Source organism: Nocardioides deserti, from assembly GCF_014266025.1.
In the GTDB taxonomy this organism is placed as follows: domain Bacteria; phylum Actinomycetota; class Actinomycetes; order Propionibacteriales; family Nocardioidaceae; genus Nocardioides; species Nocardioides deserti.
Window position 1 is genome coordinate 128,431 of the sequence record NZ_JACMYC010000004.1, and the last position, 16,342, is coordinate 144,772.

The window sequence follows — 16,342 nt, forward strand, 5'->3', positions numbered from 1 at the left end:
CGGTCGGCGGCTAGCGTCCTCCCGGTGGAGGACCCGACGCTGACCGTGCTGGCCCTCCTGGGGCTGGCCGCGCTGACCGCCGGCTTCGTCGACGCCGTCGTGGGCGGCGGCGGGCTCATCCAGCTGCCTGCGCTGCTGGTGGGCCTGCCGGCCGCCTCGCCGGTCGAGATCCTGGCGACCAACAAGCTGGCGTCGATCTGCGGCACGACGGTCAGCTCGGCGACGTACTACCGCCGCGTCCGCCCCGACCCGCGCACCTTCCTGCCGCTCATGGGGCTCGCGCTGCTCGGCTCGTTCGGCGGTGCGTTCGTCGCCTCCCAGGTGCCGCGCGAGGCCTTCGAGCCGATCGTGCTGGTGGCGCTGGTCGCCGTGGGGGCGTACGTCGTGCTCAAGCCGTCGCTCGGCGACGCGACCGCCCTGCGCTTCACCGGCCGCCGCCACCTGGGCCTGGCCATGCTGGTCGGCGTCGCGATCGGCTTCTACGACGGCGCGCTCGGCCCCGGCACGGGCAGCTTCTTCGTCTTCGCGCTGGTCGGGCTGCTCGGCTACGGCTTCCTCGAGGCCTCCGCCAAGGCGCGGATGGCCAACTGGGCGACCAACCTCGGCGCGCTGCTGCTGTTCGTGCCGCAGGGCGCGGTGCTGTGGAAGACCGGCCTCGTCATGGGTCTCTGCAACCTGCTCGGGGGGTACGTCGGCGCCCGCACCGCCGTCGCGCGCGGCTCCGGCTTCGTGCGGGTCTTCTTCGTGCTGGTCGTCGCGGCGTTCGTCGTGCGGATCGGCGGCGAGGTCCTCGGCCTGTGGTCCTGAGCTACCTCGCGCTCGCCCGCGACGCCGAGGCCGAGATCGAGGTGAAGCGGTCGCGGTTCCTGTGCACGCTGCGCCGGGTCGAGGACGAGGCGGCCGCCCGCGCGGTGGTCGAGCGGCTGCGCAGGGAGCACTGGGACGCCCGCCACCACTGCACTGCGTTCGTCCTGGGGCCGCCCCCCTCGCCGGTCGAGCGCTCCAGCGACGACGGCGAGCCGGCCGGCACGGCCGGAGCGCCGATGCTCGAGGTGCTGCGCGGCCACGGGCTCTCCGACGTGGTGGCGGTGGTGACCCGCTGGTTCGGCGGCACGCTGCTCGGCGCCGGGGGTCTGGTCCGCGCGTACGGCGACGCGGTGCGCGCCGCCCTCGACGAGGCCGGCACCGTGCGGCGCGAGCTGCGCCGGGAGCTGGTCGTGGAGGTCGGTCACGCCGAGGCCGGCCGGGTCGAGACCGAGCTGCGCTCGCGCGGGGTGGCGGTGCTCGACGCGACGTACGGCTCTGTCGTCGGGCTGCGCGTCGGCGTGGCGCCCGACGCGGAGGACCGCCTCCACGCGGCGCTCGCCGAGCTGACGCACGGGGCCGCCTCGGCCCGGAACGTGGGTGAACGCTGGGTCGACGGTCCGTAGGCTCGCTGGGGTGCACCCGTTCTGGATCACCGCGTTCCTCGACCTCACCCCCGACGACCTGGGGCCGACCGTCGCCCACTGGGCGGCCGTGACCGGCTACGGCGTCTCGACCACCCGTGGCGACGACGGCGAGTTCGCCTCGTTGCTCCCCGCCGACGGCGACCCGCACCTGAAGGTCCAGCGGCTGGGGGAGGGGCCCACGCGGATCCACCTCGACCTCCACGTCGCCGAGGTCGTGCCGGCCGTCGAGCGCGCGGTCGGGCTCGGCGCGAGGCTCCTCGCGGAGGAGGGGGAGTACGCCGTCCTGGAGTCGCCCGGCGGCTTCGTGTTCTGCTTCGTCACCCACCGGGCGGTGGTGCGCCCGGCCGCGGTCGACTGGGGCGGGCACACCTCGCTGGTGGACCAGGTCTGCCTCGACGTGCCGCCTCGGCTGCTCGACCCCGAGGTGACGTTCTGGGCGGAGGTGACCGGCTGGCCGGTGCAGCCGCCGAGCGGGGAGTTCCGCCGGCTGTCCTCGCCGCCGCAGAGCCCGCTGCAGCTGCTCGTGCAGCGCCTAGACGACGACCAGGAGCGCGTCACCGCCCACCTGGACCTCTCCAGCAGCGACCGGGCCGCCGAGACCGCCCGCCACGAGGCGCTCGGTGCGCGCGTGGACGGCGTCTTCGACGAGTGGACGGCGATGCGGCCGCCCGCCGGCCCGGCGTACTGCATCACCGACCGCGTGCCGGCGACCTGAGCCCGGGTCAGCCGGCGAAGCCGGGCAGGTGCTCCTCGAGGATCGCGCGGAACGGCGCCTCGGCCTCGAGCTGGCTCAGCATGCCGATGCCGCCGAGCCAGGTGCGGTGGATGAGGAGGTACGACGGCGGCAGGTTGAGCTTCATCGCCATCGTGTACGTCGGCGAGCGGGGGTCGTTGATCCGCTGGAACTGCTCGCGCATCCACTCCCGGGAGAACCGGAACCGTTCGACCTGGGTCGGCTCGACGAACGGCGCGAGGTACTCCAGCACCAGGTCGGGGTCGACGGTGATGCCGGGCCGCACGAAGCCCTCCGCGCGCAGGCCCTCGACCAGGCCGGCCGTGTCGCCCGCCGCGGCCAGCCGGATGAGGGAACCCATCGCCTCGGGCAACCCCCGGGTGGGCAGCCGCGCGACGGCGCCGTAGTCGAGGACGCCCATCCGGGCGGGGCCGCCGTCGGGGTCGCGCACGACGCGGAAGTTGCCCGGGTGCGGGTCGGCGTGGAGCATCCCGGTGCGCTCCGGCCCGGCGAAGAGGAACCGGGCGAAGAGCTCGCCGAAGCGGTCGCGGTCCTCCTGCGTGCCGTCGGCGATGACCGCCGCCAGCGACGACTCGCTCTCGAGCCACTCGGTGACCAGCACCGTCTCGCCCACGGCGACCACGGCGGGTACGACGATGTCGGGGTCGCCGGCGAACGCCTCGGCGTACCCCTGCTGCGCCTCGGCCTCGAGGCGGTAGTCCAGCTCGTCGACCGCGCGGGCCTGCAGCTCCGCGATGAGCGGCTTGATGTCGACGCCCGGCACGAGCGAGCCCACGGTGCGGGCCAGCCGCGCGAGCTGACGCAGGTCGGAGCGGAGCGCCTCGCCGGCCCCCGGGTACTGCACCTTGACCGCCACCTCGCGGCCGTCGACCCACCGCCCGCGGTGGACCTGCCCGATCGACGCCGCCGCGGTCGGGCCGCCGTCGAGCCACACCAGCTGCTCGCGCCAGTCCGGCCCGAGGTCGCGGGCGAGCGCCTCGCGGACCGTCGAGGTGGGCATCGGCGGCGCGGAGTCCTGCAGCAGCGTGAGCTGCTCGCGGTAGGGGCCGGCCAGTTCGTCGGGCAGCGCCGCCTCGAGCACCGAGAGCGCCTGGCCGAACTTCATCGCGCCGCCCTTGAGCTCCCCGAGCGTCCGGAACAGCTGCTCGGCCGTGCGCTGCTGGATCTCGGTCATCACGGTCTCGGCCGGGCGGCCCCCCAGCCGCTTGCCCAGCCCGATCGCGTTGCGGCCCGCGAAGCCCAGCGGCAGCGCCGCGAGCCGGGCGGTGCGGGCGACCGCCTTGCGAGGGAGCTCGGTCATGCCCCCATCATGCCGACGAGGTGGGCACCCGTCCCTCGCGTCAGTGGGACCACGCCGCCGAGGCGTGTCGACCGTTGGACAGGCGAGCCGGGACAGGTCAGCGGCGCGCGGTCTTCCTGCCGCCGCTGAGGCCCTCGGCGACGCCGATGAGCAGGACGGCGGCGACGACCGAGAGGACGAACCCGAGGATGTTGAGCTCCCAGATGTCACCGGTGCCGAGCGCGCTGGCGATCAGTCCGCCGATGACGGACCCGGCGAGGCCGAGCAGCAGCGTCCACAGCAGCGACAGGTTCTGCTTCCCGGGCTTGACGAGGCGCGCGAGCGCGCCGATGACGAGGCCGGCGACAAGGAATCCGATCATGACGGTCCCGTACCCCTGACCCCTCGGACGTACGCCGCGGTCACGCCGGCCGCAGGATGCTCCACACCGCGACGTCGTGCCGCTCGGTGCCGACCTGCGAGGCGTCGCGCAGCGTGCCCTCGTGGACCATGCCGAGCCGCTCGTTGAGCAGGCGGGTCCGCGGGTTGTGCGCGGACGTGCGTGCCTCGACCCGGGCGACGAGGTGGTCGTCGAAGAGGTGCTCGACCATCCGCCGCATCGCCCGCAGCACGAGCCCGCGGCCCTCGTGGGCGGCGTCGATCCAGCAGCCGATCTCGGCGGTGTTGTCCCAGCGGTCGATCCGCGCGCCCACCGAGCCGACCAGCTCGCCGCCGCACTCGATCGCGAACGGCACCGCGCGCCCGTCGACCCAGTCGAGCAGCTGCTGGCGGGTGTAGGCCTGCTGCGAGCGGAGGGTCTGCTCGGCGTGCGCCCAGTGCTCGAACGCGCGCAGCCGGTCGAGGTTCGCCTCCGTCAGCCGGTGCATCGCCGGCGCGGTCCACATCTCCCGCAGCACCAGCCGGGCGGGCGGCTCCTCCGGACGGTCGGCATGGGTGGGCAGCGGGATCGCGAGCGCGGTCGGCATGGTCGGACGCTAGCGGGCGGCTCCCGCGTCCGTTCCGTGCCGGGCGCCCCGCCGCGCGGACGCGTCCGACAGCTGGGACGATGGCGCGCATGGAGCCCGCGCCGTTGACGCACCACGACTCGGTCCTCGTCCGTGCGACCCCCGACGAGGTGTACACCCTCGTCTCGGACGTGACCCGCACCGGCGAGTGGTCACCGGTGTGCGCGGAGTGCTGGTGGGACGCCGGCGAGGGCCCCGAGGTGGGCGCGCGCTTCACCGGGCGGAACGTCACTCCGGACCGTACCTGGGAGACGCGCTCCGAGGTCGTCGCTGCCGACCCGGGCCGCGCGTTCGCGTGGTCGGTGGGCCCGGGCCGGGTGCGGTGGGGATACCTCATGGAGCCGGCCGACGGCGGGACGCTGCTGACGGAGACCTGGGAGTTCACCGCGGCCGGTCAGCGGTACTTCGAGGAGCGCTTCGGGCCGGCGGCGCCGCAGGAGGTAGCGGCGCGCAGGCGAGCCGCGCACGAGGGGATCCCGGTCACGCTCGCGGCGATCAAGCGCATCCTGGAGTCCTGAGCCCGGGCCGCGATCCGCTGATCAGGCGGTCTGCGGGAACTTCACGCCGGTATTGGCATGGCAGCGGTAGCCGTTCGGGTTCTTGACGAAGTACTGCTCGTCGCCGTCGTACAAGTGAGACTCGTTATGGCGCGTCAGCGTTTCAGGCGTAGACGGGCTGCGAGTGTGCCGGCGACAACGGGGTTGATGCGGACCCTTCGCCTCGATCAACATCCCTCCGGTCAGCGACGGATTCTTCGTTCTCGCGAGTGCGAACCGATCGGTCAGTCGGCGAGAGACTGGCCCGCCCGAAACCTATTCGATGGGCACGGCTCCCCGTCGGGGACAGGACCCACCCCGGCCGCCTTCGGGGGCTCGGCAACCGTGATGGGTCGTTCTGCGTCAGCCCTGCTGGGCGGAGTCTTCGGTTGCGTCCGTCCCGGGGTTTGTCCCGGGGTCCGCAGGGGCCTCGTCGGGCTGGCCGTCTCCGTCGAAGTCCGGCGTCTGCCCGGAAGCCCCGGTGCCGCCGTCCATCCGTCCGCCGCCGAGTCCGCCCATCGGGCCGCCCATGGGACGGTCGAACTGCTCGTCGGGGAGGCTCGTCGGGTCGCCCCCGTTGGTGCTGCTCTGGTCGGTGGATCGGTCGGCGACGGCGTACCCCGTGCCGAAGCCGATGCCTGCGATGGCCAAGCCGACGACAGCGGCGGTGGCCGCCAGGGCGGCTCGCCCGCGCGGTAGCGCGCGGCGCCAGGAGCGAGGCCGGGCGGGCTCGGGGGTGTCCTCGGTGGTCGCCCGGGTGGGGGTGTCGGTGGTGCTGGTGCTGTCGTCGTGGGTGCTCATGGTGGTTCCTCGGGTCGTGGTGGTAGGTGGTCGGTGAAGGCTCATCGGCCCATGGGGCCGCGGCCGCCGGAAGGGGCTTCCCCGGCGACGACGTCGATGGCGGTGCCGTCGACGGTGACGGTGTAGGTGGCGCCGGGTTCGATGCCTGCGGAGGAGTAGACGACGGAGGCGTAGTCCTTCTCGACCGTGTACGCCGCGACCTCATCGCCATCGGCGTCGGTGATGGTGAGCGCGGAGCCGGCGGCGCCGGCGGCCGTGAGAGCGGTGGCGATCCAGCCCTGGGGGGAGTCGGTGCCGGGGGCGACCATCATTCCGGCGCTGCCGGTCGCCAGCAGGGTGCCGCCGGTGATGTCGAGGGTGCCGTTGACGTCCAGGGCGCCGTTGCCCTCGCTGGTCGGGCCGTAGACGGTGATGTCTCCGCCGGTGATGGTGGCGTCACCGTTCGAGTCGAGACCGTCGCCGCTGGACCACACCTCGACGGTGCCGCCGTTGATGTGCAGGTGCAAGGAGCTGTCGGCCTCCATGCCGCCACCGGCCCGGCCATCGGTGGCGGCGCTGTCGTCGGAGGAGGCGACGTTGATGCCGTCGTCGGCGGAGTGCAGCTCGAGGTCGCCGCCGTCGATAATGACCAGGGAGCCTTCGAGGGCCTCGGTGGAACCGGTCACGTCGACGGTGCCGCCGTCGACCAGCACCTGGACGCCCTTGATGCCGTCGTCCTGCGAGGTCACGTGGACGGTGCCGCCCTCGATGAGGACGAACCCGGTGCCGGGGTCAGTGGCGTTGTCGGACTTCAGGCCGTCGTCGACGGCATCAACGACGACCGTTCCGTCGGCGACCACCAGGTAGTCCTTTCCGATGACGCCGTCGTCGACGGACGTCACGGTGATCGAGCCGCCGGTGAGGACGAGGCCGTCCTTGCCGACGATGCCGTTGTTGGCGTTGCCGTCGACGGTGAGGCTGCCGGGGCCGCCGATGGTGAGGTCGGCGGAGGAGTAGAGCGCGCCGGTGGGCGCGTCCTCAGAGGTGTCCTCGTAGGTCTCGGCGTCCGAGAGGGTGTTGTCGCTGCCGTCCGCGAGGACGACGACGACGGACTCGGCGTCTGCGACGTTGATCGCCGAGGTCGTCTCGGAGGTGATCGTCGCCCCGTCGAGCACGAGTCGTACGACGCCGTCGGTGCTGCTGTGGACGACCACCTGCCCGGTGAGCTCGCCGTGAAGGCGGTAGGTCCCGCCGGCGCTGATGGTGACGGTCCCGTCCTGGGTGCTGACCGCGTCGCTGTCGGAGGTCGCCGCGCTGCCGGCAAGGCTGATGTCGACGAGGTCTCCCTCGTCGTAGGACACCTCGCCGGTCTCGACCTCGATGTCCTCGGCGAGGGCCTCGGCGGCGGTGGTGGCGGCGGTGGAGACGGTGGTCGTCCCAGCGGTGGTCGACGTGGTGATGTCGTTCCCGGCCGAGGTGCCGCAGCCGGCGAGGAGGGCTGTCGCCGCGGCTGCTGCCAGGGCCCGTCGGAGTCGGGGGAGTCGCATGAGGGGGGCCTTTCGAGAACGAGGTCTGCGCGGGGACAGGAGGTCTGCCGCGGATGGGGTCGAGGTTGCTGGGCGCACCTGTCGCGGAGGTGGAGTCACCCTGTGTGCGGGCTGTGGTTGGGGAGCCTGCGGGAGATGGGCGGCACCTGGAGTTGCTGGTCGAGGACCCGGTGCCATTTGAGCCGCGGGAGCTCGGGGTGCAGCGCGGCCATGCCGACGCCGTACTTGGAGATCTGCCGCGGACGGTGACCTCGGGTCCACAGCAGCCGGTCGAAGGCCGAGGGGCTGGATCCGCTCTTGGTCTCGACGACCGCCAGGGACGCGCGGTCGAGGTCGGTGTGGTCGGTGCGGGCCAGCGTCGTCCAGCCGAGGTCGGTGTCGATGGTGACCCGGCTGCGCGACTCGGGGAGGAACAGGGTGGAGCGCAGGTACGCCGTGACCAGGACCGGCTCGAGCGCGTCGGCGTCGACCGGGATGCCGGCGGCCGAGAGGCGGTCCGCCACGAAGGCTCGGCCCTCGTGGGTGAGGGGTCCGTCGACGGCGGCGTCGTGGTGCGCCACCCGCTCCTTGACGGTCAGGTCGCGTGCGCGCCGGGTCTTCACCTCCAGCCAGGAGGTCCCAGTGTCCAGGTAGGAGCGGGTACGCACCTTGAAGCGGCGGCGGCGTCGCCGGCCCGCGAGCAGGTAGCTGAGCCGGTCGGCAGTGTCGAGGTAGGTCGAGCGGTAGCCGAAGGTGCGTGAGCCGCCGATCTCGAGGACCCGGGCGCTCGACGGGGCCGCCGCTAGCAGACGGGGTAGCTCGGCAACGGGGACGAGGTACTTGCGGTCGACCCGGGAGAGGAGCGAGGCCTGCTCGACGAGGTCCGCGAGACCGATGGGGTCGAACCGGTCGACCGGGGCCGGCACGGCGACGAGACCGCGGGACGTCGGGATCACCGGCCGCCACCGATCCGGATCGGCGGGGCCAGCGCTGTGACGGCGGAGGCGGTCGGGCGGTGTCGGACGTCGACGAGGGTCGTGTCGTTGACCAGGTCGGTACGACGGACCGCGACGGTCAACACCTCGGTGCCGAGGAGCTGCTCGAGGTGGGCGGTGAGGGCGGCGCCCTCGGTCATCGCCCGGTCCAGCAGCAGCTCCTGCTGGCGCACGGCCGGGGCCGTGCGGGGGTGGTCGCCGAGCCAGAGGGCGCCGAGGACTCCGGCGAGGAGCACGCCGTGCAGCACCGTCGGTGTCGTCGTAAGCCCGCAGAGGAGGCCGACCGCGAGAGCCGCGAAGTAGTAGGCGATCTCGTGGTGGGCCAGCTCCTGGGAGCGCAGTCGGATGATCGACAGCACCCCGAAGAGACCGAGTCCGAGTCCGGCCCCGACGGTGCTGCTCGCCAGCGTGGCGGTGACCGCGAGGACGGCCATGTTGATGCCGAGGTAGGCCACGACGAGCTCGCGGCGACGGTGGCGGGCCAGGAAGAGGCCGACGAGGACGGTGATCGCGGCCAGGTCGGCGACGAGCATGACGTATTGCTGCATGGAGGAGCTCCTGTGATCGGTGGGAGGCGGCGGCCGTGCTGCAAGCGACCACCGGCGGTAGGACCAGTACGCCGGAGCAAGCCCGGAACAGCGTGTGGCGCACTTGTGCGGCGCCTGTGAGGCCAGGCGTTTGCGCCAGAGTCAGGCGCCGGAGTCAGGCGACGGGGGCGCGTCCGAGGGTCGCCTCGGCGGTGTGGCTGGTGCCGGCGGCGTCGGTCCAGGTGACCTCGACGACCTCGCCGGGCTCGTGGCCGACCACTTCGCGGACCAGCGCGTCGGCGCTTGGTGTCGCTGCGCCGGAGAGCGCGGTGATCGTGGCGCCGGCGGTCAGTCCGGCGGTCTGGGCGGGGCCGTCGTCGAGGACGGCGGCGACCGCGGCGCCGGCGCCTTGACTCGTCGTGTCGAGCTGGACGCCGAGGAACGGGTCGTACCCGAGCGAGTCCGTGGACGCGACCTCGGACAGCACCGCTTCCACGATGCGGAGCACCCGGCGGGCGGGGATGGCGTACCCGGTGATGTCGGTGGTCCCCTTGGAGGCGGCGACGTTCATGCCGACCACCTCGCCGTCGGCGTCGAGGAGCGCACCGCCGGAGTCGCCGGAGATGATGTCGGCGTCGACCTCGACGAGGTTGCGGAGCGTGGCGGTGGTGCCGTCGTCCTCGGTGACGGTCACAGGTTCGTGGGTGTCGGTGACCGTGCCGGCGGCAGCGGTCAGGGTGCCGCCGTCTCCGCCGGCGTCACCGACTGCGGTGACGAGGTCGCCGACCGCGAGCGGTGCGGTGTCGAGGGTGACCTCGGCCAGCGTCGGGGCGTCCTCGATCCGGAGCACGGCGACGTCGTGCTGGGCGTCGGTCCCCAGTACGTCCGCCACGTAGCTCCCGCCGGTGGTGGCGTCGGTGACGGTCACGGTCGTGGATCCCTCGACCACGTGGTGGTTGGTGACGACGATGCCGTCCTTGCCGTCGACGACCATGCCGGAACCGGCGGCCTCGCCGGCACCGAAGTCGACCACGGCCGACACGAGGACCACGCCCGAGGACTGGTCCGTCGTCGCGTCGCTGACCTCGAGACCCGCGACGGCCGACCCGGCGGCCTGGTAGGGCCAGACGGGCGAGCCGGAAGAGCCCGGGGCGGAGAAGGCGGGGTCCAGGTAACGGGGCGACCTCGGCCACCGCAACCACTCGCTGAGAACCACGGGCGCCCCCACTGCCCGCACGAGGGACGGGGTGGATGCCTGAGCCGGCGCGGCAGGCAGAGCAACGAGGCGGCGAGAGCTGCGGCCGCGGTCGCAGCACCGGCACGACGGACGGCACTGCGGCGGACGGATGAGTGGTGGTCCACAAGGACTCCTCAAAGCGGTGGGGCGGTGACACCCCGAGGTTGTCGACGCCGGCTGTGCGCGTGCTGTGCACGGCATCGGTCCACGCTGAGCACCGGGGGAGGAGCACCCGGCCGGCACGAGCGCACCCACGGCGGAGGACGGCGCGACGAGCGCGACCCGGCGTCGACAGGTCCGGGCCTGGTTCGCCCGCACCCGGCTCCTGCTCGGCGCCGCCGCACTCGGGCTGCTCCTCCTCGGGGGACTGGGAGGGTTCGCCCGCGGGGCGGCCACCGAGGCGACGACCGACCGGACCGGCACAGCAGCCGGCACGGCGACCCGCTCCCGGGCGGTGAACCGGGCCAGCGACCTCAACTCCGGCAGCCATGGTTCCTGCGCCGCTCCACGGCCTCCTCACAGCAGGCGCACAGGTAGCGTCGGCAACGTGAGACCTGTGGCTCCCACCGACGCTCCTGCGCTCACCCGCCCTGACGGCTCGCCCTTGCGGGTGCTCGTGGTCGACGACGAGGTCAACATTGCCGAGCTCCTCACGATGGCTCTGCGGCACGAGGGCTGGCAGGTCACGACGGCCCACACCGGCCACAGGGCCGTCGCCGCGGCGAAGGAGACGCGCCCCGACGCGGTGGTGCTCGACATCATGCTGCCCGACCTCGACGGTTTCGAGGTGCTGCGCCGGGTGCGAGCCACCGAGCCCGACGTCCCGGTGCTGTTCCTCACCGCGCGCGACGCCGTCGAGGACCGGATCGCCGGTCTCACGGTCGGCGGGGACGACTACGTCACCAAGCCGTTCTCCCTCGAGGAGGTCGTCGCCCGGGTGCGGGGGCTGATGCGCCGCGCCGGCGCCCAGCAGGCGGCCTCCTCGTCCGTGCTCGCGGTGGGTGACCTCACCCTCGACGAGGACAGCCGTGAGGTGTTCCGGGCGGGCGAAGAGGTCACGCTCACCGCCACGGAGTTCGAGCTCCTCCGGTTCCTGATGCGCAACCCGCGCCGGGTGCTGAGCAAGGCGCAGATCCTGGATCGGGTCTGGAACTACGACTTCGGCGGCCAGGCGAACGTCGTGGAGCTCTACATCTCCTACCTGCGCAAGAAGATCGACGCGGGGCGGCCACCGATGATCCACACGATGCGCGGCGCGGGCTACGTCCTCAAGCCGGCGTCCTGACGTGCGTCGTCCGGGGTCGCTCCGCCCGCGGTCGCTGACCGCACGCCTCGTCGCCACCACCCTCGCGCTGGTCGCGGTGGTCGCCGTGCTGATGGCGGTCACCACGACGCTCGCCGTCCGCGCGTATCTGCACGACCAGCTCGACGACGACGTTCGTGCTGCTCTGGAGCGGGCGAGCCGTCCTGCACCCGACGGGACGCCGCCGTGGTTCGACGAGCCGCCGACCGGAGGTCCGGAGCGCCCGGGCGACGCCGACGGCCTCGACGGCCGGGGCCCGCAGGACGTGCGTGGTCAGGGGGTGGGGACGCTCACGGCCTTCCTCTTCGAGGATTGGGACCCCGGGATCGGCGACGTGCTGGTCCAGTCCCAGGACGGTGCGACGACGCGACAGCAACTGTCCGAGGAAGCGCTCGACGTGCTCGGTGACGTGCCCACCGACGAGGAACCCCACGACGTCGACCTGCCCGACCTCGGCCCCTACCGGGTGGTGGTCACCGACGACGGGACGGGGGGCGCCGACGTGGTCGCCGGCCTCCCGACCGACGACGTCGACGACGTCGTCACGACCCTGGTGGCCTGGGAGGTCGTTCTCGTCCTGCTCGGCGGGCTCGTCGCCTCGGCCGCCGGCCTGGTGGTCGTACGCCGCCAGCTGCGACCGCTACGCGACGTCGCCGCCACTGCCCACGCCGTGTCCGCGCTGCCCCTCTCCTCGGGCAGGATCGACCTGAACGAGCGGGTGCCCGACCGGCTCACCGACGAACGGACCGAGGTCGGCCAGGTCGGCGCCGCGCTCAACACCCTGCTCAGCCACGTCGAGGACTCGCTCTCGGCTCGGCACCGCAGCGAGCAGCAGGTCCGGCAGTTCGTCGCCGACGCCTCCCACGAGCTGCGCACCCCGCTCGCCACCATCGCCGGCTACACCGAGCTCGCCCGCCGTCGCCCCGGCGACAAGGAGGCCACGGCCACGGCGCTGGCGAAGGTCGAGGAGGAGGCGGGACGGATGACCTCGCTGGTGGAGGACCTGCTCCTGCTCGCGCGCCTCGACGCCGGCAGGCCGCTGGCCGAGGACACCGTCGACCTCACTCGCCTGCTGCTGGAGACCGTCTCCGACGCCCGCGTCCTCGCCCCCGAGCACCACTGGCGACTGGACCTGCCCGCCGACTCCGTCGAAGTGACCGGCGACGAGCCGCGGCTGCGCCAGGTCGTCACCAACCTGCTGACCAACGCCCGCAAGTACACCCCGGCCGGCACCACGGTCACAGTCACCGCCACGCCGAGCGGGTTCGCCGTGCACGACGACGGTCCTGGCTTCCCGCCGTCGCTGCTCGACCACGCCTTCGAGCGCTTCGTGCGCGGCGACACCTCCCGGCACCGCGAAGGCGGGGCAGGCCTCGGACTCGCCCTCGTCGCCGCCATCGTCGACGCCCACGGCGGGGACGTCGACCTCGACAGCCGCCCCGGCGACACCACCATCACCGTGCGGCTCCCGCGACGCTGACGAGTCGGCCGAGCGCTACGGGCGGTGTCGAGCGAAGGCGTAACTCATTCCTCGCTGCGGGACAGGGAGTGCACAGAACACGCACAGGACCGATCGCGACGCTCGTCCCATGAACACGAACACACCACGTCCCTCCGCCGCCACCCCTGCTCGCCGCCGCCTCGCCTGCGTTGCCTCCTGGGCCCTCGTGGCCGTGCTCGCCCTGAGCAGCTGCGGCACCAGCGACGACGCCACCGCCGCGTCATCCGCCTCGTCGGCCACGACGAGCTCGGCCACCACCACGGTCGCCGACGCCGCAACCACCGCAGCAAGGTCTGCGAGCACGGACGCGACCTCTACCACGCAGACCATCGCCGACACCGCTGCGGCAGCCGACGCCTTCCTCGCCACCCTCTCGGACGAGCAGCGCGAACAGGTCCTCCACGCCTACGAGGACGAGACCAAGACGACGTCGTGGTCGAACTTCCCGGTCACCTTCGTTGAGCGGGCCGGTGTGAACCTGGCCGAGCTGACCGAGGAGCAGCAGGCGGCCGCGCTCGAGGTGCTCGAGGCGCTGCTCAGCGAGGAGGGCTACGCCACTGTCGCCGGCATCATCGGCGGCGACCAGTACCTCGCCGACAACAGCGGCAGCACCGAGGACTCGCTTGGCCAGTACTACATCGCCTTCTTCGGCGACCCCTCCGACACGGAGGCCTGGGCGGTCCAGTTCGGGGGCCACCACCTCGGCATCAACGCCACCATGGACGCCGCCGCCGGCACCCTCACCTTCGCCCCGACCCACCTCGGCGTCCAGCCGGCCGTCTACACGAACGAGGACGGCGAGGAGGTCCAGCCCTTCGACGCCATCTACACCGATGCGTTCGCCTTCTACGACAGCCTGACCGACGACCAGCTGGCGACCCTCACCTCGGGCGAGGTCAGCATGTGTGCGCCCGGGGACACCTGTGACTTCCCGACCGGGTCCGGGCTCCAGGGGTCCGACCTGACCGATGAGCAGCAGCAGCTCCTCCTCGACCTCGTCGCCAACTGGGCCGGACTCGCCGACGCGGAGACCACCGCCTCTGCGCTCGCCGTCATCGAGGCGACGCTCGACGACACCTACATCAGCTGGTCCGGCGCGACGTCGTACGACATGAGCACCGGCGACGGTGTCAGCTTCTCCATCTCCGGCCCGGGCGTCTACATCGCCTTCCAGGCCCAGCAGGGCTCCGCCGGTGCCGACGTCGACGGCGTCACCACCTCCGGGTGGGGCCACGTCCACACCGTCTACCGGGACCCGTCCAACGACTACGCCGGCAGCGCCACCCAGCAGGCCGCCACCGGCATGAACGGCACCGGGGGTGCTCCCGGTGCCGGCGGCACCCCGCCGGCTGGTGACGGTCCCCCCTCGACGATGGGCTGAGCCCAGCAGCGGTCACGCTCGTGTCGGATGGCGATCAGACCCGGCGCTGGGGACGGCACGGTCATGCCGGCAGGTGCCCGATGGCGTGGGGCCCGTCTGTGCCCTCAGGCCATCTCGGGGAACCTCACGCCGGTGTTGGCGTGGCAGCGGTAGCCGTTCGGGTTCTTGACGAGGTACTGCTGGTGGACGTCCTCGGCGTAGTAGTACGTCGGGACCTCGCGGATCTCGGTGGTGATCTCGCCCAGCCCGCGGCGGCGCAGCTCGGCGCCGTAGACCTCGGTCAGCTCGCGGGCGACCTGCTCCTGCTCGGGAGTGGTGAAGTAGATCGCGGAGCGGTACTGCGTGCCGACGTCGTTGCCCTGGCGCATGCCCTGGGTCGGGTCGTGGACCTCGAAGAACCGCTTGACCAGCTCGGCGTAGGAGACGACCGAGGGGTCGAAGACGACGCGGACGGCCTCGGTGTGGTTCGTGGCGCCCGAGCAGACCTCCTCGTAGGACGGGTGCGGGGTCGTGCCGCCGGCGTACCCGACCGAGGTCGACCAGACGCCCGGCAGCTGCCAGTAGACCTCCTCGGCGCCCCAGAAGCAGCCGAGGCCGAAGACCGCGACCTCCATGCCGGCGGGGGCCTCGTCGGTGACGACGGGGGTGCCCAGCGCGAGGTGCCGGTCGTGCAGGTTGAACCACCGCTCGGTGTGGCCGGGCAGCGTCTCCTCGGGGGCGACGAGCTGGGTCTGCTTGCGGGCGAAGAACACGGGCTACCTCCTGGTGGGTCATCCATCCTGGCACCGGGTGCAACACCGCCGCGGACGCAGACGTTCCCGCGGGGCTGCATGTCGGGGCTCGTGGGTAACCTCGCGGGGTGAGCGAACAGCAGCACGGACACGAGGCGAGGCACAAGACCGGGTTCGAGACGCGGGCGATCCACGCGGGCTACGAGCCGGACGCCGCAACGGGGGCGGTCATCCCGCCGATCTACGCGACCTCGACCTACAAGCAGGACGGCGTCGGCGGCCTGCGCGGCGGCTACGAGTACAGCCGCTCGGGCAACCCCACGCGCACGGCTCTCGAGGGCAACATCGCCGCGCTCGAGGAGGGGGAGCGGGGCTTCGCGTTCGCCTCCGGCCTCGCCGCGGAGGACACGCTGGTCCGCTCGGCGTTGAAGGCGGGCGACCACGTCGTCTTCCCCGACGACGCGTACGGCGGCACGCACCGCCTCTTCGACAAGGTGGTCAAGGTCTGGGGTGTCGACCACACCACCGCGCCGGTCTCCGACGTCGACGCGGTCCGCGCCGCGATCGAGCCGGGCCGCACGAAGATGGTCTGGGTCGAGACGCCCACCAACCCGCTGCTGAACATCGCCGACATCGAGGCCCTCGCGGGCGTCGCCCACGAGGCCGGTGCGCTGCTCGTCGTCGACAACACCTTCGCCTCGCCGTACCTGCAGCAGCCGCTGACCCTCGGCGCGGACGTCGTCGTCCACTCCACGACGAAGTACTGCGGCGGCCACTCCGACGTCGTCGGCGGCGCCCTCGTCGTCCGCGACCTCGAGCTCGCGGAGAGCATCGGCTTCCACCAGAACGCCATGGGCTCGGTGGCCGGGCCGTTCGACTCGTGGCTGGTGCTGCGCGGCCTGAAGACGCTGGCGCTGCGGATGGAGCGCCACTGCGACAACGCCGAGCGCGTGGTGGAGTTCCTCGGCAGCCACCCCGACGTCACGCAGGTGATCTACCCGGGCCTCGAGGACCACCCCGGCCACGCGGTCGCGAGCCGCCAGATGAAGCGGTACGGCGGCATGGTGTCGTTCCGCGTCAAGGGCGGCGAGCAGCAGGCGCTCGCGGTCTGCGAGCGGGCCGAGGTGTTCACCCTCGGCGAGTCCCTGGGCGGCGTCGAGTCGCTGATCGAGCACCCCGGCCGGATGACCCACGCGAGCGTCGCGGGCACCGACCTGGAGGTGCCGGGCGACCTGGTGCGCCTCAGCGTCGGCATCGAGACCGCCGAGGACCTCCTCGCCGACCTCGACCGGGCGCTCGGCGCCGGCGCCTAGGCC

General features: G+C 72.8%; 17 protein-coding genes. 8 read left to right on the plus strand and 9 right to left on the minus strand.

Annotated features, from left to right (window positions below):
- Positions 1–24 precede the first annotated feature (24 nt).
- Genes H7344_RS08470 through H7344_RS08480 form a run of 3 tightly spaced genes read left to right on the plus strand, consistent with a single transcriptional unit; the run spans position 25 to position 2,166 of the window.
- Positions 25–807 (plus strand): TSUP family transporter, encoded by a 783-nt coding sequence (locus tag H7344_RS08470; protein ID WP_186345591.1) that lies wholly within the window; start codon positions 25–27, stop codon positions 805–807.
- Positions 798–1,430, plus strand: a complete 633-nt coding sequence (locus H7344_RS08475; protein ID WP_186345592.1) for a YigZ family protein — start codon at positions 798–800, stop codon at positions 1,428–1,430. The genes H7344_RS08470 and H7344_RS08475 overlap by 10 nt, the downstream gene beginning before the upstream one ends.
- Before the next feature lie 10 nt (positions 1,431–1,440).
- Positions 1,441–2,166, plus strand: a complete 726-nt coding sequence (locus tag H7344_RS08480; protein WP_186345593.1) for a VOC family protein — start codon at positions 1,441–1,443, stop codon at positions 2,164–2,166.
- Between the two features lie 7 nt (positions 2,167–2,173).
- Here H7344_RS08480 and H7344_RS08485 read toward each other — a convergent pair whose 3' ends face one another.
- From H7344_RS08485 to H7344_RS08495, 3 genes are all read right to left on the minus strand, one after another.
- Entirely contained in the window at positions 2,174–3,505 is a 1,332-nt protein-coding gene (locus H7344_RS08485; RefSeq protein ID WP_186345594.1) for an ABC1 kinase family protein, read from the minus strand.
- Between the two features lie 97 nt (positions 3,506–3,602).
- Positions 3,603–3,866, minus strand: a complete 264-nt coding sequence (locus H7344_RS08490; protein ID WP_186345595.1) for a GlsB/YeaQ/YmgE family stress response membrane protein — start codon at positions 3,864–3,866, stop codon at positions 3,603–3,605.
- 40 nt (positions 3,867–3,906) lie between these two features.
- On the minus strand, positions 3,907–4,470 hold the full coding sequence (locus H7344_RS08495; RefSeq protein WP_186345596.1) for a GNAT family N-acetyltransferase: 564 nt from the start codon (positions 4,468–4,470) through the stop codon (positions 3,907–3,909).
- An 89-nt stretch (positions 4,471–4,559) separates the two neighbouring features.
- On the opposite strand from H7344_RS08495, the gene H7344_RS08500 reads away from it, so the two are divergent.
- Positions 4,560–5,027: an SRPBCC family protein gene (locus H7344_RS08500; RefSeq protein WP_222130429.1), complete on the plus strand. Its 468-nt coding sequence runs from the start codon at positions 4,560–4,562 to the stop codon at positions 5,025–5,027.
- Between the two features lie 381 nt (positions 5,028–5,408).
- Here H7344_RS08500 and H7344_RS08505 read toward each other — a convergent pair whose 3' ends face one another.
- The 5 genes from H7344_RS08505 to H7344_RS08525 all read right to left on the minus strand — a co-directional run bounded on the left by H7344_RS08505 (position 5,409) and on the right by H7344_RS08525 (position 10,089).
- Positions 5,409–5,846 (minus strand): hypothetical protein, encoded by a 438-nt coding sequence (locus H7344_RS08505; RefSeq protein WP_186345598.1) that lies wholly within the window; start codon positions 5,844–5,846, stop codon positions 5,409–5,411.
- Between the two features lie 41 nt (positions 5,847–5,887).
- Positions 5,888–7,372 carry a carbohydrate-binding domain-containing protein gene (locus H7344_RS08510; protein WP_186345599.1) on the minus strand — a complete coding sequence of 495 codons (1,485 nt, stop codon included), beginning with the start codon at positions 7,370–7,372 and terminating at the stop codon, positions 5,888–5,890.
- A 95-nt stretch (positions 7,373–7,467) separates the two neighbouring features.
- The gene (locus H7344_RS21135) at positions 7,468–8,307 is read right to left on the minus strand and encodes a polyphosphate polymerase domain-containing protein (protein ID WP_222130430.1); all 840 of its coding nucleotides are present in this window, start codon (positions 8,305–8,307) and stop codon (positions 7,468–7,470) included.
- Positions 8,304–8,894 carry a DUF4956 domain-containing protein gene (locus tag H7344_RS08520; protein WP_186345600.1) on the minus strand — a complete coding sequence of 197 codons (591 nt, stop codon included), beginning with the start codon at positions 8,892–8,894 and terminating at the stop codon, positions 8,304–8,306. Before H7344_RS08520 ends, H7344_RS21135 begins: the two co-directional genes overlap by 4 nt.
- A 154-nt stretch (positions 8,895–9,048) precedes the next feature.
- Positions 9,049–10,089, minus strand: coding sequence for a S1C family serine protease (locus H7344_RS08525; protein WP_186345601.1), 1,041 nt, complete (start codon positions 10,087–10,089; stop codon positions 9,049–9,051).
- Positions 10,090–10,666: 577 nt separating this feature from the next.
- Here H7344_RS08525 and H7344_RS08530 point away from each other — a divergent pair.
- From H7344_RS08530 to H7344_RS08540, 3 genes are all read left to right on the plus strand, one after another.
- Positions 10,667–11,395, plus strand: a complete 729-nt coding sequence (locus H7344_RS08530; protein WP_186345874.1) for a response regulator transcription factor — start codon at positions 10,667–10,669, stop codon at positions 11,393–11,395.
- A 1-nt stretch (position 11,396) separates the two neighbouring features.
- On the plus strand, positions 11,397–12,893 hold the full coding sequence (locus H7344_RS08535; RefSeq protein WP_229706911.1) for a sensor histidine kinase: 1,497 nt from the start codon (positions 11,397–11,399) through the stop codon (positions 12,891–12,893).
- Between the two features lie 109 nt (positions 12,894–13,002).
- Entirely contained in the window at positions 13,003–14,295 is a 1,293-nt protein-coding gene (locus tag H7344_RS08540; RefSeq protein ID WP_186345602.1) for a DUF3500 domain-containing protein, read from the plus strand.
- 104 nt (positions 14,296–14,399) lie between these two features.
- Here the strand turns inward: H7344_RS08540 and msrA are convergent, their stop codons facing one another.
- Complete coding sequence (gene msrA, locus H7344_RS08545) at positions 14,400–15,047, minus strand: peptide-methionine (S)-S-oxide reductase MsrA (protein ID WP_186345603.1); 648 nt, start codon at positions 15,045–15,047, stop codon at positions 14,400–14,402.
- Positions 15,048–15,154: 107 nt separating this feature from the next.
- Between msrA and H7344_RS08550 the strand changes: the two genes are divergently transcribed.
- Positions 15,155–16,339 (plus strand): cystathionine gamma-synthase, encoded by a 1,185-nt coding sequence (locus H7344_RS08550; protein WP_186345604.1) that lies wholly within the window; start codon positions 15,155–15,157, stop codon positions 16,337–16,339.
- The last annotated feature ends 3 nt before the right edge of the window (positions 16,340–16,342 follow it).